This is a genomic window from Mammaliicoccus sp. L-M44 (assembly GCF_022386355.1).
Classification (GTDB): domain Bacteria; phylum Bacillota; class Bacilli; order Staphylococcales; family Staphylococcaceae; genus Mammaliicoccus; species Mammaliicoccus sciuri_A.
Genome location: NZ_JAJNIU010000016.1, coordinates 1 through 14,196, shown reverse-complemented (window position 1 = coordinate 14,196; position 14,196 = coordinate 1). Strand labels below are relative to the sequence as shown.

Annotated in this window: 19 protein-coding genes, 1 pseudogene and 1 riboswitch; of the genes and pseudogenes, 17 read left to right on the top strand and 3 right to left on the bottom strand. The window is 32.8% G+C overall.

What is annotated here, in order from left to right; translation table 11 throughout:
• Window positions 1–22 precede the first annotated feature (22 nt).
• Window positions 23–760, top strand: coding sequence for a type I 3-dehydroquinate dehydratase (aroD, locus tag LQ611_RS09620; protein ID WP_107618051.1), 738 nt, complete (start codon window positions 23–25; stop codon window positions 758–760).
• 128 nt (window positions 761–888) lie between these two features.
• A complete protein-coding gene (locus tag LQ611_RS09615) occupies window positions 889–1,428 on the top strand; it encodes a nitroreductase family protein (protein ID WP_107565557.1) in 540 nt (179 codons plus the stop codon).
• A gap of 51 nt (window positions 1,429–1,479) precedes the next feature.
• On the opposite strand, the gene LQ611_RS09610 is transcribed toward LQ611_RS09615, so the two are convergent.
• A complete protein-coding gene (locus LQ611_RS09610; RefSeq protein ID WP_037588811.1) occupies window positions 1,480–1,800 on the bottom strand; it encodes a thioredoxin family protein in 321 nt (106 codons plus the stop codon).
• 141 nt (window positions 1,801–1,941) lie between these two features.
• Here LQ611_RS09610 and LQ611_RS09605 point away from each other — a divergent pair, with 141 nt between their 5' ends.
• The 8 genes and pseudogenes from LQ611_RS09605 to LQ611_RS09570 all read left to right on the top strand — a co-directional run bounded on the left by LQ611_RS09605 (window position 1,942) and on the right by LQ611_RS09570 (window position 7,025).
• Window positions 1,942–2,295: an arsenate reductase family protein gene (locus LQ611_RS09605; RefSeq protein ID WP_025904366.1), complete on the top strand. Its 354-nt coding sequence runs from the start codon at window positions 1,942–1,944 to the stop codon at window positions 2,293–2,295.
• 67 nt (window positions 2,296–2,362) lie between these two features.
• Window positions 2,363–2,743, top strand: coding sequence for a glycine cleavage system protein GcvH (gcvH, locus tag LQ611_RS09600; protein WP_025904367.1), 381 nt, complete (start codon window positions 2,363–2,365; stop codon window positions 2,741–2,743).
• Window positions 2,744–2,846: 103 nt separating this feature from the next.
• Window positions 2,847–3,251, top strand: coding sequence for a toprim domain-containing protein (locus tag LQ611_RS09595; protein WP_107565556.1), 405 nt, complete (start codon window positions 2,847–2,849; stop codon window positions 3,249–3,251).
• The gene (locus LQ611_RS09590; RefSeq protein ID WP_107565555.1) at window positions 3,208–3,531 is read left to right on the top strand and encodes a thioredoxin family protein; all 324 of its coding nucleotides are present in this window, start codon (window positions 3,208–3,210) and stop codon (window positions 3,529–3,531) included. The genes LQ611_RS09595 and LQ611_RS09590 overlap by 44 nt, the downstream gene beginning before the upstream one ends.
• A 29-nt stretch (window positions 3,532–3,560) precedes the next feature.
• Window positions 3,561–3,667, top strand: a riboswitch (SAM riboswitch).
• A gap of 76 nt (window positions 3,668–3,743) precedes the next feature.
• On the top strand, window positions 3,744–4,769 hold the full coding sequence (locus LQ611_RS09585; protein WP_025904370.1) for a methionine ABC transporter ATP-binding protein: 1,026 nt from the start codon (window positions 3,744–3,746) through the stop codon (window positions 4,767–4,769).
• On the top strand, window positions 4,762–5,457 hold the full coding sequence (locus LQ611_RS09580) for a methionine ABC transporter permease (RefSeq protein ID WP_025904371.1): 696 nt from the start codon (window positions 4,762–4,764) through the stop codon (window positions 5,455–5,457). The genes LQ611_RS09585 and LQ611_RS09580 overlap by 8 nt, the downstream gene beginning before the upstream one ends.
• 12 nt (window positions 5,458–5,469) lie before the next feature.
• Window positions 5,470–6,291, top strand: coding sequence for a MetQ/NlpA family ABC transporter substrate-binding protein (locus tag LQ611_RS09575; protein WP_107591110.1), 822 nt, complete (start codon window positions 5,470–5,472; stop codon window positions 6,289–6,291).
• Window positions 6,292–6,420: 129 nt separating this feature from the next.
• Window positions 6,421–7,025: pseudogene (locus LQ611_RS09570) on the top strand (short chain dehydrogenase).
• A 124-nt stretch (window positions 7,026–7,149) separates the two neighbouring features.
• Here LQ611_RS09570 and LQ611_RS09565 read toward each other — a convergent pair.
• Window positions 7,150–7,383 (bottom strand): hypothetical protein, encoded by a 234-nt coding sequence (locus LQ611_RS09565; RefSeq protein WP_025904374.1) that lies wholly within the window; start codon window positions 7,381–7,383, stop codon window positions 7,150–7,152.
• Window positions 7,384–7,722: 339 nt separating this feature from the next.
• On the opposite strand from LQ611_RS09565, the gene sufC reads away from it, so the two are divergent.
• The 7 genes from sufC (at window position 7,723) to LQ611_RS09530 (ending at window position 13,857) form a co-directional block, all read left to right on the top strand.
• Window positions 7,723–8,502, top strand: coding sequence for a Fe-S cluster assembly ATPase SufC (gene sufC, locus LQ611_RS09560; RefSeq protein WP_025904375.1), 780 nt, complete (start codon window positions 7,723–7,725; stop codon window positions 8,500–8,502).
• Between the two features lie 35 nt (window positions 8,503–8,537).
• Window positions 8,538–9,854: a Fe-S cluster assembly protein SufD gene (sufD, locus tag LQ611_RS09555; RefSeq protein WP_025904376.1), complete on the top strand. Its 1,317-nt coding sequence runs from the start codon at window positions 8,538–8,540 to the stop codon at window positions 9,852–9,854.
• A gap of 25 nt (window positions 9,855–9,879) precedes the next feature.
• Window positions 9,880–11,121: a cysteine desulfurase gene (locus LQ611_RS09550; protein WP_107596618.1), complete on the top strand. Its 1,242-nt coding sequence runs from the start codon at window positions 9,880–9,882 to the stop codon at window positions 11,119–11,121.
• On the top strand, window positions 11,111–11,551 hold the full coding sequence (gene sufU, locus LQ611_RS09545; RefSeq protein ID WP_025904378.1) for a Fe-S cluster assembly sulfur transfer protein SufU: 441 nt from the start codon (window positions 11,111–11,113) through the stop codon (window positions 11,549–11,551). The genes LQ611_RS09550 and sufU overlap by 11 nt, the downstream gene beginning before the upstream one ends.
• Window positions 11,552–11,597: 46 nt before the next feature.
• Window positions 11,598–12,995 carry a Fe-S cluster assembly protein SufB gene (gene sufB / locus LQ611_RS09540; RefSeq protein ID WP_025904379.1) on the top strand — a complete coding sequence of 466 codons (1,398 nt, stop codon included), beginning with the start codon at window positions 11,598–11,600 and terminating at the stop codon, window positions 12,993–12,995.
• A 327-nt stretch (window positions 12,996–13,322) separates the two neighbouring features.
• Window positions 13,323–13,544: a DUF6007 family protein gene (locus LQ611_RS09535; protein WP_311403224.1), complete on the top strand. Its 222-nt coding sequence runs from the start codon at window positions 13,323–13,325 to the stop codon at window positions 13,542–13,544.
• A 13-nt stretch (window positions 13,545–13,557) separates the two neighbouring features.
• Window positions 13,558–13,857: a hypothetical protein gene (locus tag LQ611_RS09530; RefSeq protein ID WP_239709544.1), complete on the top strand. Its 300-nt coding sequence runs from the start codon at window positions 13,558–13,560 to the stop codon at window positions 13,855–13,857.
• Window positions 13,858–13,946: 89 nt separating this feature from the next.
• Here the strand turns inward: LQ611_RS09530 and LQ611_RS09525 are convergent.
• Window positions 13,947–14,196 (bottom strand): integrase core domain-containing protein (locus LQ611_RS09525; RefSeq protein WP_239709543.1); only part of this gene is annotated, 250 nt, incomplete at its 5' end.

Genomic DNA, 14,196 nt, shown 5'->3' with positions numbered 1-14,196 from the left:
GAAGCATATTGGAGGAATGACTATGACTGATGGACAAAAGAAAGCGTTTCCGTATATCGTTGCAACGATTTCATTAGAAACTCAAGATGATATTGAAAAAACTGTGCAAGAACTCAATGCTCATAAGGATTCAATAGATATTGTTGAATTTAGAGCAGATACTTTAAAAAACACTTCAATTGAAAACATTAATGAAACATTAGAGAAATTTAAAAGTGCATATCATGATGCGCCAATTCTGTTCACTTATCGTTCAGTAGGACAAGGTGGTCATGGCGACTTTGATCATGAAACATATTACAAAATCATGCAAGATATTATATGTAACAAGAAAGCTGAATACGTCGATATTCAACTCGATACGTATGAAGATAATCTTATGAACTGCATTACGAAAGCTCAGCATAATGATGTGAAAATTATTATTTCACATCATGACTTTAAATCAACACCTGACGTTGAAGAAATGTTTGTCACATATGAGAAAATGGCAGAGTTAGGTGCAGATATTGGTAAATTAGCTGTGATGCCACAGAACGAACGTCATTTATTATCGATGTTAAATGCTATGAATAGAGCTTTTCATAAGTTAAATATTGATGTAATTGGTATATCTATGGGTGAATTAGGTAAGGTGACAAGAATAACTGGTGGTATGTTTGGATCTAAATTTACTTATGGTTTCGTAGGTAAAGAAGCGGCACCAGGACAAATTCATGTTAAAGATATTAAAGAGCAGTTAGCTTTATATCAAAATTAATCACTGTATTAAGCATAATAATGATGAAGCGAGTGTAGAAATCTTTAGGATAATTTTAGATTTCTATCTCGCTTCTTTATTTTATGATACAATTGATAATAATTATCAATGAATTAGGAGTGTAAATAATGGAATTAAAGAAAGCGATTGAAGAAAGAAGAAGCGTCAAAAAATATGATTATGATATGTATATAGACGAAGAAAAAGTATTTTCTTTAGTTGATTTAGCAACATACGCACCAAACCATGGTATGAGAGAACCTTGGAGACTAGTGTATATCAATAAAAAACAAATTCCTGAATTTGCAGAAGAAGTTGCACAATCAGCATTTGTTAACGATCCAGCTAAACAAGAAAAATATATCAATAAAGTGACTAAAGTTGGCGGCATGTTTGTCATCTTGTCAAAAAGAGACTCAAGACAAAAAGAAAATCTTGAAAATCAAATGGCAATCGGCGCATTTGTACAGAATTTAATGTTATTAATGCATGACGAGGGAATGGGTTCATGTTGGAAAACACCCGCATTTATATTTAATCCATCATTTAGAAAAACAGTCGGCGCTCAGGATGATGAAGATGTATGTGGATTTTTATATTTAACTGAAAAAGACTCAAGTGTAAAAGCTGCCGAAAGAGAAAATAAATCATTAATCACTGAATGGTAATAACAAAACCCACAACTGAGTTCTTATACTCAATTGTGGGTTTTAATATGATTATTTTAAGTTCTCAGCTAAGAACGCTTTAACATCTTCTGGTGTTTTTGCGTTTGCTGAATGTAAGTGTGCAAGTTTTTCGTTGTTTTTAAATACTAGTAAACTTGGGATTCCCATTACATCATTTTCAGTTGCTGCTTCTGGAACTTGGTCACGATTGATTTGATACCAATTGTATTGATTGTATTCATCGATGATTGGATCGATCCATTGATTCATTCTTGTGCAATCTGGACACCAATCTGCGAAGAATTTAACGACAACTGGTTCATCGCTTTGTGTAATTTCTTCAAATTCAGCATATTGACTTATTGTTCTCATATTTATTCTGCTCCTTAGAAATAATGATTATAAGGTAAGTATATCTTATTTCTAATATTTAAAAAAATATTTAACTCATTACTACATGTTCTGTACTAATATTGTTATAATGAAATTAAATAGACATATGGAGGTAAAGACATGATAAAATTTTATCAATATCCTAATTGTACAACTTGTAAAAAAGCAGCAAAGTTCTTAGAAATGAACGGTGCCAGTTTTGAACCGATTGATATTACTCAATTAACACCAACAGCTAAAGAATTAAAAGATATCATTGATGGGACAGACATCAATGTTAATCAATTATTTAATACTCGAGGCGCTAAATATCGCGAATTGGGATTAAAAGATAAAATGGATGATTTATCAGACAATGAAAAGTTTGATTTATTAGCATCTGATGGCATGTTAATTAAAAGACCTTTAGCCGTTTTAGGAAATAAAGTGACACTTGGATTTAAAGAAGACGAATATCGTCAAACTTGGTTATAAAAATAGTTGCTTGAATAATGGCTTTATGTCATGATTATAATTGAATTACATATAGGAGGGGATTACTTTGACAGTGCCTAGTGAGTTAAAATATTCAAAAGAACATGAATGGGTAAAAGTAGATGGAGATATCGTAACAATCGGTATTACTGATTTTGCTCAATCAGAATTAGGGGACATCGTTTTTGTTGAGTTGCCAGAAGAAGGTGACGAATTAACTAGTGGAGATTCATTCGGTAGTGTAGAATCTGTTAAAACAGTTTCTGAACTATATGCACCACTATCTGGTAAAGTCGTTGAAGTAAACGAAGAACTAGAAGACAGCCCTGAGTTTGTTAATGAATCATCATATGATAAAGCTTGGATGGTCAAAGTTGAACTATCTGATAAAGCTCAATTAGATGAATTATTAGATGCAGACGCTTATAGCGAAATGATAGGTGAATAACATAACATTAAACTCCACGATACTGATGTGTCATGGAGTTTTTTTAAAATATTTATCATGAAACTGAACAGTAATACTATCTCATTTGTAGAAGGTGATATTCATGGCGATGATTAAAAAGATTATAATCGTAGAAGGTATTTCTGATAAAAAACGAGTGGAAGAAGTATTAAATGATCATGTTCATATCATTTGTACCCATGGAACGATGGGTGTCGAAAAAATGGATGAGCTACTAGAAGAGATATACGGTTCTCAAGTATATGTCTTAGTAGATCAAGATAAGGAAGGTAAGAAAATTAGAAAATGGTTTAAGAAATATGTGAGTGAAAGCCAGCATATTTATATTGATTCTACATTTTCTGAAGTAGCGCGCTGTCCAAGACAATATTTAGCGAATGTGTTAAACTATCATGGATTTATAGTTAAGAATGATTTTGTATTGAAAGGGAAGTATCGTTACCATGAAACACACAGAAATATTGAACGATATATACAAGCATTTTGATAAAGATATCCATTTATTATTTGGATATACGCCAACATGTGGAACGTGCAAAATATCAGAACGCATGTTAGATATTGCAAACGATGTGTCACAATTACCTATTAATAAGTGTGACTTAAATTTTTATCCAGAATTCTGTAAAGAATTTGAAATCATGTCAGTACCCGTACTTTTTATCATGCATAAAGATCAAGTTATCCGTCGAATCTATGCCTTTCAGTCTGTTCCGTATATATTAGAGAATATTCAAAAAGTTATTGACGATAAAAACTTATCATGATAGTATGAATTTAATTAAATACGTAATAACTCTTATCAAGAGTGGTGGAGGGATGTGCCCTTTGAAGCCCGGCAACCGTCATATCAATATGAAATGGTGCCAATTCACAAAAAGTGTTAACTTTTGGAGATGAGAGAAAGACAAATTTTTGACGCCTTTCTCTTATTTTAAGAGTGAGGCGTTTTTAATTTAGAGATTAGGAGGCAACAGATTTGATCGAGTTAAATAAAGTTGTTAAAACTTTCAAAACAAAAAAAGGTGACATAACAGCTGTTGACCATGTTGACTTAAAAATAGATAAAGGAAGTATATATGGTGTAATTGGATTTTCTGGTGCAGGTAAAAGCACACTTATACGTATGTTTAACGGCCTAGAAACACCTACTGAGGGAGAGGTAATTGTTGACGGTGCAAACATTGGACAATTATCGAAACAAGACCTTAGATTAAAAAGACAAAAAGTAAGCATGATTTTCCAACATTTCAACTTACTTTGGTCTAGAACAGTTAAAGATAACATCGCATTTCCATTAGAAATCGCTGGTGTATCTAAAAGTGAGATTGATGAGAGAACAAAAGCACTCATCAAAAGAGTTGGTTTAGAAGGACGCGAAAATGCCTATCCTTCACAACTATCAGGAGGGCAAAAACAAAGAGTAGGTATTGCCCGTGCACTAGCAAATGACCCACATGTCTTATTATGTGACGAAGCAACAAGTGCACTCGATCCGCAAACTACTGATGAAATATTAGATTTGTTAGTAGATATTAATAAAGAACTGGATTTAACAATCATACTGATTACACATGAAATGCATGTCATTAGAAAAATTTGTGACCATGTAGCAGTCATGGAAAATGGTAAGTTTGTTGAAGAGGGAGAAGTTATTAACGTATTTAATAACCCTCAAACTTATGTTACACAACGATTTGTTAAAGATGATCTTAAAGCAGATGATTTACAAAGAACTTTACAAGACTTTAAGAAAGAACAACCAAATGGTGAAATTTGGAAATTAAACTTCGTTGGTGGAACAAGTTCTGATCCAGTATTAGCGAAAATTATAAAAACTTATAATATCGATATTAACGTTATCGAAGGTGACGTTAAATTAACTCAAAACGGTACATTTGGACATATGATCGTTCATTTACCTCAAGGAGATTATTCTAAAGAAGCAATTAAGCAAGAATTGAATAATCTAGGCGTGAAAGTAGAGGTGAACGTAGGTGAATAAATCATTTGGAGATATCATTACAGAAATGGTCACGATGCCTAACGTACGATGGGATGCTGTATGGGAAGCATTGTATGAAACGTTATATATGACGATTATTTCTACAGTATTTACTTTAGTATTTGGACTAATCTTAGGAACTTTACTATTTTTAACATCAAGAGGAACATCGAAAAGTTCACGTGTGTTCTATTCAATCGTTTCATTTGTCGTGAACTTATTTAGAGCCATTCCATTTATCATTTTAATATTATTATTACTACCTTTTACGGACATCTTACTGGGTACAATTAGTGGACCTAAAGGCGCTTTACCAGCATTGATTATTGGTGCATCACCATTTTATGCACGACTTGTTGAAATCGGCATGAAAGAAATTGATAAAGGTGTTATTGAAGCGGCAGTTTCAATGGGTGCTACTACTTGGACAGTCGTTCGAAAAGTATTAATAAAAGAATCATTACCTGCTTTAGTATCGGGAATCACAGTTACAGCTATTGCTTTAGTTGGATCAACTGCTATAGCCGGTGTAATTGGTGCAGGTGGTTTAGGTAACTTAGCTTACCTAACTGGATTTACACGAAATCAAAATGACGTCATTTTAATTTCAACAATCTTTATTTTAATTATTGTTTTTGTTATCCAATTTATTGGAGATTTAATTGTAAAAAGAATTGATAAACGTTAAGGAGTGTTTTAAATGAAAAAAGTATTTGGGTTATTATTTATTTCGATTTTAGCAGTCGTGCTAGTAGCTTGTGGTGGCGGTAGTGGCGACAAGAAAGAAAAGAACGAAACAATTAAAATTGGTGCATCACCAGCACCTCATGCTGAAATTTTAGAAGAAGCTAAACCACTTCTTAAAAAAGAAGGTTATGACTTAGAAATCAAGACAATCAATGATTACACAACACCTAACAAATTATTAGACAAAGGTGAACTTGATGCAAACTTCTTCCAACATACACCATACTTAAAAACTGAATCAAAAGAAAAAGGATATAAAATTGAATCAGCAGGTAACGTACATTTAGAGCCAATGGCAGTTTACTCTAAGAAATATAAAAAATTATCTGACTTACCAAAAAATGCAACAGTTTATGTATCAAACAATCCAGCAGAAGAAGGTAGATTCATCTCATTCTTCGTTAAAGAAGGATTAATCAAAATCAAAGACGGTGTTAAACCAGTTGACGCAACATTTGATGACATCGTAGAAAACAAGAAAAACATTAAATTCAACAATAAACAATCAGCAGAATTTTTACCTAAATCTTATCAAGCAGATGAAGGTGACGCTACAATCATCAACTCTAACTTTGCAATCGAACAAGGATTAAATCCACTTAAAGATTCAATTGCAGTAGAAGGAAAAGATTCACCATACGCAAACCTAATTGCAGTTCAAAAAGGTCATAAAGATGACAAACAAATTAAAGCTTTAATGAAAGTCTTACAATCTAAAGAAATTAAAGACTTCATTAACAAGAAATACGACGGAGCTGTAATCGCAGCTAAATAAGAAATTTAAAAAACATCTAGCCATATGGTTAGATGTTTTTTGTATTATTACTCATCTTTGGGCATTATGTTTGTGTATGCTTTCATTTATAGATAAAATTTATTTAATTAATCGAAAAGGTAGTAAATTATGAAGATTATATTAGTTGGTGCTAATGGTATTATTGGTTCAGCAGTGGCAGAAGAACTTGCGTCAAACGGACATGAAGTTGTGAAAGTTGGACGTAACTCAGGTGACTATCAAATGGATATGTCAAATGTAGAAGATATTAAATTAATGTTTGAACAAATTCAAAATGTAGATGCAGTTGTTTCTACTGCAGGTGCAGCGAATTTTGATGATTTATCTGACTTAACACCTGAATCAAATGAAGTTGCTGTTACGAGTAAATTACTTGGACAAATCAACTTAGTACTGATCGGACAACATTATATTAATGATGGTGGAAGTTCACATTAACAACTGGTGTTATTATGGACGAACCAATCAAAGGTGGCGTTTCATCAGCAATGGCTGGTGGTGGTATTCAAGCACTTGTGAAATCAGCTGCATATGAATTAAAACGTGATTTAAGAATTAATAATGTAAGTCCAAATGTAATTGAAGAAGCACTCGAAGATTATGGTGATTTCTTTAAAGGTTATCAAGCAGTCCCAGCTAAAAAAGCCGCTAAAGCATACTTGAAAAGTGTAGAGGGTATTCATTCGGGTCAAACATACCGAGTTTATGAATAATATTTAAGAAAAAGCAGTTGATCTCCCTTTGTAAACGGAGAGTCGACTGCTTTTTTGTTTTAGTAGAGATGAAAATATGGGGAAGCTGCACGAAGACTGGTAGATATCGTGCAATAATCAATACTTAAATATATCCGTTAAAGAAATAAATGATGAGCATAAATACGGCGATGGCATATAAAATGATACCGACAAATCTGTAATTTCTAACGTTGAATGTAGCGATTGTAACAATTGTAGCAGCTGTTAATAATGTGTTTAAAAGACTACTCAAATTAATAACATTGACTAAATTTAATAAAAGTATAAATGCACATATTGCACTTATAACGAATGCAAATTGTTCATAGCGTTTCATGTAATTTTCCTTTCATAAACTGCATATTTATTTATTATCATTATAGTATATATTGGATAGAAAGGCATTCGGAAGAGGGTGAAATAGAATATTTATAAATTGAGAATTAATTGAAATGATTATCATTTGAAAAACATTTCAGAAAAATAGTTTATATGAGCAGTTTCTTCTATATAAATAAAGCGAAAATGTTTATTTGCCCGTGTAACTACGTTATAATATTAAGGGTAAAGATTTACAGCAAACTTTGACGTTACATTAAAATTATTATAAACTAGAAAAGATAATGTAGGGTTATCTTTTTTAAATGTGAATAAATTCTCTGGAGGGAAAAATAATATGGCATCAATATTAGAAATCAAAGATTTACACGTAGAAATCGAAGGTAAGAAAATTCTTAAAGGTGTAGATTTAACTATTAAACAAGGTGAAATCCACGCAATCATGGGACCTAACGGTACTGGTAAATCAACTTTATCATCTGCAATCATGGGCCATCCTAGTTATGAAGTAACACAAGGTGAAGTACTTCTTGATGGTGAAAATGTATTAGAAATGGAAGTTGACGAGCGTGCGCAAGCTGGTTTATTCCTAGCTATGCAATACCCATCAGAAATTTCTGGAGTAACAAATGCTGATTTCTTACGTTCTGCAATTAACGCTAAACGTGAAGAAGGCGATGAAATTAACTTAATGCAATTCATTAAGAAATTAGATAAACAAATGGATCTATTAGAAATGGACCAAGATATGGCTCAAAGATACCTAAACGAAGGTTTCTCTGGCGGTGAGAAGAAACGTAACGAAATTCTTCAATTAATGATGTTAGAACCTAAATTTGCAATTTTAGATGAAATTGACTCAGGTTTAGATATCGACGCATTAAAAGTTGTATCAAAAGGTATTAACAAAATGCGTGGAGAAGACTTTGGTTGTTTAATTATTACTCACTATCAAAGATTATTAAACTATATTACACCTGACTTTGTACACGTTATGATGCAAGGTAGAGTTGTTAAATCAGGTGGCGAAGAATTAGCAAAACGTCTTGAAGCAGAAGGTTACGAGTGGATTAAAGAAGAACTTAACATTAAAGACGAAACAATTAACGCTGAATAATATATGATCATGATAGTCAAGTAGGAGGAGTATAAATGGCAACTGAAACAAAGTTAAATATTAACGTTGAAGACTTAGTTAATTATTCAGCATCTCAAAATGAACCGCAATGGATGACTGATTTAAGAAAAGAAAGTTTTCAAAAATTAGATACATTAGAAATGCCTAAACCAGACAAAACAAAAATTGACAGATGGGATTTTGATTCATTCAAAACACATACTGTTACAAGTGAAACATTTGATACTATCGACAATTTACCAGAATCAGTTCGTAAAATTATCGATACTGAAAATGCTACAAACTTAATTGTTCAACATAATAATACACCCGCTTTTACTAAAGTAGATGAAAAATTAGTCGAACAAGGCGTTGTAATTAAAGATTTAAAAACAGCTTTAATTGAAAATAGTGATTTAGTACAAAAATACTTCATGACAGACGCAGTTAAAGTAGATGAACATAGATTAACAGCTTTACACGCAGCATTAGTTAACGGTGGTGTATTTGTATACGTACCTAAAAATGTTGTTGTAGAAAATCCTGTTCAATACGTTGTATTACATGATGATAGCGATGCAAGTTTCTTCAACCATGCGATTATCGTAACTGAAGAAAGTGCAGAATTAACATACGTTGAAAACTATTTATCTACAGTATCTTCAAACGAAGGTCAATTAAACATCGTTTCTGAAGTAATTGCTGGTGCAAACTCAAACATTACTTACGGTACAGTTGATTTCATGGATAAAGGCTTTACTGGTCACATTATCCGTCGTGGTACAGCAGCAGCTGATGCGACAATTGATTGGGCTTTAGGTTTAATGAATGACGGTAGTACAATTAATGACAACACGACTTATTTAATGGGTGACCGTTCAAACTGTAACTTAAAAACAGTCGTAGTTGGTCGTGGAGAACAAAAACAAAACTTCACAACACAAATCATTCAATATGGTAAAGAATCTAATGGTCACATATTGAAACATGGTGTTATGAAAGATAGTTCTTCTTCAATCTTTAATGGTATTGGATACATCAAACACGGTGGTACTAAAGCAGATGCTCAACAAGAATCTCGTGTTCTTATGTTATCTGAAAAAGCACGTGGAGATGCAAACCCAATCTTATTAATTGATGAAGATGATGTAACAGCAGGGCACGCAGCTTCAGTAGGTAGAGTAGATCCAACTCAACTTTATTACTTAATGAGTAGAGGTATTTCTCGTGAAGAAGCAGAACGTTTAGTTATTCACGGTTTCCTTGATCCAGTTGTATCTGCATTGCCAATCGAAGACGTTAAACGTCAATTACGTGAAGTTATTGAATTAAAAGTAACAACACAAATATAAAAAAGGCACAGAAAGGTCTGATAATGTGGCCGAATCAACATTTAATGTAGAAAAAATTATAAAAGATTTCCCGATATTAGAACAACAAGTTAACGGTAGTAGACTCGTGTATTTAGATTCATCAGCCACAAGTCAAACACCTACTCAAGTCACTGATAGCATTGTAGATTACTACAACCGTTATAACTCTAATGTTCACCGAGGTGTGCATACACTAGGTACACTTGCTACGGATGCTTATGAAAAAGCACGTGAAACTGTTAGAAGATTTATAAATGCACAATATTTTGAAGAAGTTGTATTCACAAGAGGAACTACAACAGCGATCAACTTAGTGGCGCATAGTTACGGTGATGCAAATGTTTCTGAAGATGATGAAATTGTTGTCACACAAATGGAACATCATGCGAATATCGTGCCATGGCAACAGCTTGCTAAAAGAACAGGTGCTAAACTTAAATTTATTCCAATGTCAGAAAGTGGCGAACTTGAAAGAGAAGCAATTGAAAGTACGATCAATGATCGAACTAAAATTGTCGCAGTCGCTCATGTGTCTAACGTATTAGGTACAATCAATGATGTTAAATATATTGCAGAAGTCGCACATCGTCATAATGCTGTTATTGCAGTAGATGGTGCACAGTCAGCACCACATATGAAAGTGGATGTTCAAGATTTAGATGTAGACTTCTTTAGCTTTAGTGGTCATAAAATGTTAGGCCCTACTGGTATAGGTGTCTTATATGGTAAACGTGATTTATTAGATAAGATGGAACCAATCGAATTTGGTGGAGATATGATTGATTTTGTTGGATTAGAAGATGCAACATGGACAGACTTACCAACGAAATTCGAAGCTGGTACACCGCTTATTGCTGAAGCAATTGCTTTAGCTGAAGCGATTAAATATATTGATGCTATCGGTTTAGATAACATTCATCAATATGAGTATGATCTTGTGAATTATGCTTACAATGAAATGTCTAAAATTGATGGACTTGAAATATATGGACCTACTCCTGATAAAAGAGCTGGATTAATTACATTTAATGTAGAAGGTGTTCACCCACATGATTTAGCAACAGCATTAGATTCTGAAGGCGTAGCTGTAAGAGCAGGTCACCATTGTGCACAACCATTAATGAAATGGTTAAACCAATCATCAACAGCAAGAGCAAGTTTCTATATTTATAATACTACTGAAGATGTTGACCAACTCATTCAGGCACTAAATGGCGCGAAGGAGTTTTTCTCTTATGAATTTTAACAATTTAGATCAACTATACCGTTCTGTCATTATGGACCACTATAAGAACCCTCGTAATAAAGGCGTTCTTGAAGATGGCTCTCTAACAATAGATATGAACAATCCAACATGTGGAGATCGCATCCGCTTAACATTAGATGTAGAAGATAATGTTATTAAAGATGCTAAGTTTGAAGGTGAAGGTTGCTCTATTTCAATGTCTAGCGCATCTATGATGACTGAAGCAGTTAAAGGTCATACAATCGAAGAAGCATTAGAAATGAGTCAAGAATTCTCAAACATGATGCTTGGTGAATCCTACGATATTACAGAAGAAATGGGAGATATAGAAGCACTATCAGGTGTATCTAAATTCCCAGCAAGAATCAAATGCGCTACTTTAGCATGGAAAGCATTTGAAAAAGGAACAAAAGAGCAAAATAACGCGTAACTTTTGAAAAATGGGCGAACGCTATTATAAAAGAGGAGTGAAGAAAATGGCTAAAAAATCACCAGAAGTTGGAGATTATAAATATGGCTTCCATGATGAAGACGTTTCTATTTTCCGTTCAGGTAGAGGTTTAACAGAAGAAATCGTTAAAAAAATATCTGAAATGAAAGACGAACCACAATGGATGCTTGATTTTCGTTTGAAATCATTAAAACAATTTTACAAAATGCCAATGCCAATGTGGGGTGGCGATTTAACAGAGTTAAACTTTGATGAAATCACATACTACGTAAAACCATCAGAACGTTCAGAGCGTTCATGGGATGAAGTACCAGAAGAAATCAAAAATACTTTCGATAAATTAGGTATTCCTGAAGCAGAACAAAAATATCTTGCAGGTGTATCTGCGCAATATGAATCAGAAGTTGTATACCATAACATGGAACAAGACTTAGAAGAACAAGGTATTATCTTCAAAGACACTGATTCAGCATTACGTGAAAACGAAGAATTATTCAAAGAATATTTTGCAAGTGTTATTCCAGCTGCAGATAATAAATTCTCAGCATTAAACTCAGCAGTTTGGTCTGGTGGATCATTCATTTACGTACCAAAAGGCGTAAAATTAGAAACACCACTTCAAGCTTACTTCAGAATTAACTCTGAAAACATGGGTCAATTTGAAAGAACATTAATTATTGCTGATGAAGGTTCTTCAGTACACTATGTAGAAGGTTGTACAGCACCTGTTTATACGACTAATTCATTACACTCAGCTGTAGTTGAAATTATCGTTAAGAAAGATGCATACTGCCGTTATACAACAATCCAAAACTGGGCTAACAATGTTTATAACTTAGTTACGAAACGTACTTTCGTATATGAAAATGGTACGATGGAATGGATTGATGGTAACTTAGGATCTAAATTAACAATGAAATACCCATCTTGTTTCTTACTTGAAGAAGGCGCTAGAGGTATGACTTTATCTATCGCACTTGCAGGTAAAGGACAAGTTCAAGATGCTGGTGCAAAAATGATTCATAAAGCACCTAATACGTCATCAACAATTGTTTCTAAATCAATTTCTAAAAATGGTGGTAAAGTTGTTTACCGTGGTCAAGTACACTTCGGACGTAAAGCAACTGGCGCACGTTCAAACATTGAATGTGACACATTAATTATGGATAACGAATCTACATCAGATACAATTCCTTACAATGAAATCATGAACGATAACATTTCATTAGAACACGAAGCGAAAGTTTCTAAAGTATCTGAAGAACAATTATTCTATCTAATGAGCCGCGGTATTTCAGAAGAAGAAGCAACTGAAATGATCGTAATGGGCTTCATCGAACCATTTACAAAAGAATTACCAATGGAATACGCAGTAGAAATGAACCGACTAATCAAATTCGAAATGGAAGGTTCAATTGGATAATACCAATTAAACTGTGTAAGACAATATTTATAGATAAAATAACCCTGTATAAGTTCTTAGTCGTAAGAACTTATACAGGGTTTTTCTATTTCTTAATCTATTTTAGATAATGTGTTTATAAAGTAATCTTCGATTTTGTTCGTGCATGCTTGCCTAGGGTATGGTTCGAGCCTATAGTCTCTCACGCATACTATTCCCTCAGGCGTCAGCACTTAACAAAATCGATGGTATATATTTTAATATAGAAAATATATACCATCTTATGTGTTTATGGTATTATTTTTACAAAATAAGGAAATATAAATTAAGTCTAACTAGGTTATCATAATGAGGTGGTCAATGTTGAATAACTTAAAAGAAATTTTTAAGAATATAACAATACTAGAAATTATATGCTTTATACCATTTATGTTATTGTTTTCGTATTTACCTAATTCGAATATGATATGTATAATTGTTAATATAGTTATAGTCATTTTTTGTTGCTTAGGTGCTTCACATTTATTTTACTTAATCAAAGATTATAAAAAGAATAAAGCTAACAAGTAAATGGAGGTAGACAGTGTTTAATATTGTACTAGTTATATGTATACTTGTAATTTCTTTAACCCTTTCTATATACGTTGCAATATCTAAAAATATAAATATTATTGCTTCTATAGAACATGATAAAGTAAATCTAGAAAATATAGCTAAAATCTCATACATATTTTCTACTTGTTTATTTTTAGGAACAGTATTGATTGTTGCTGGAGATTTAGTTTATGGTTTTAATTTTATATTATCAATCTTTTTTATTATATTAGGTATTTCAGTTCTCTTATTGTTTTATGTCTTATTTATGATGATAGAAAAGAAGTGAATTTTGGATTTATAATACTACCATATAAAGAAAGCCCCGTAGAATGGCACTGCACCCTTACTAAGGGAGCTCAATAAAAACACTATTTTCTAGGCTGCTAATTCCCTATATTCTATAGGGGATAAGTAGCCTAGTTTTTGTTGAATTCTAACTTTATTATAGTTTTCAATGTAATTTTCGACAATATCTATTACAATGGTATTAGAGTTTCTAAGCTCACTGTTTAAGTAGAATGTTTCACACTTTAGAGAGGCATGAAAACATTCTATTGGGGCATTATCAGCTGGCGTTCCCTTACGGGACATGCTTCTGGTAATGCCTTTTTCTGTACATAGGGCA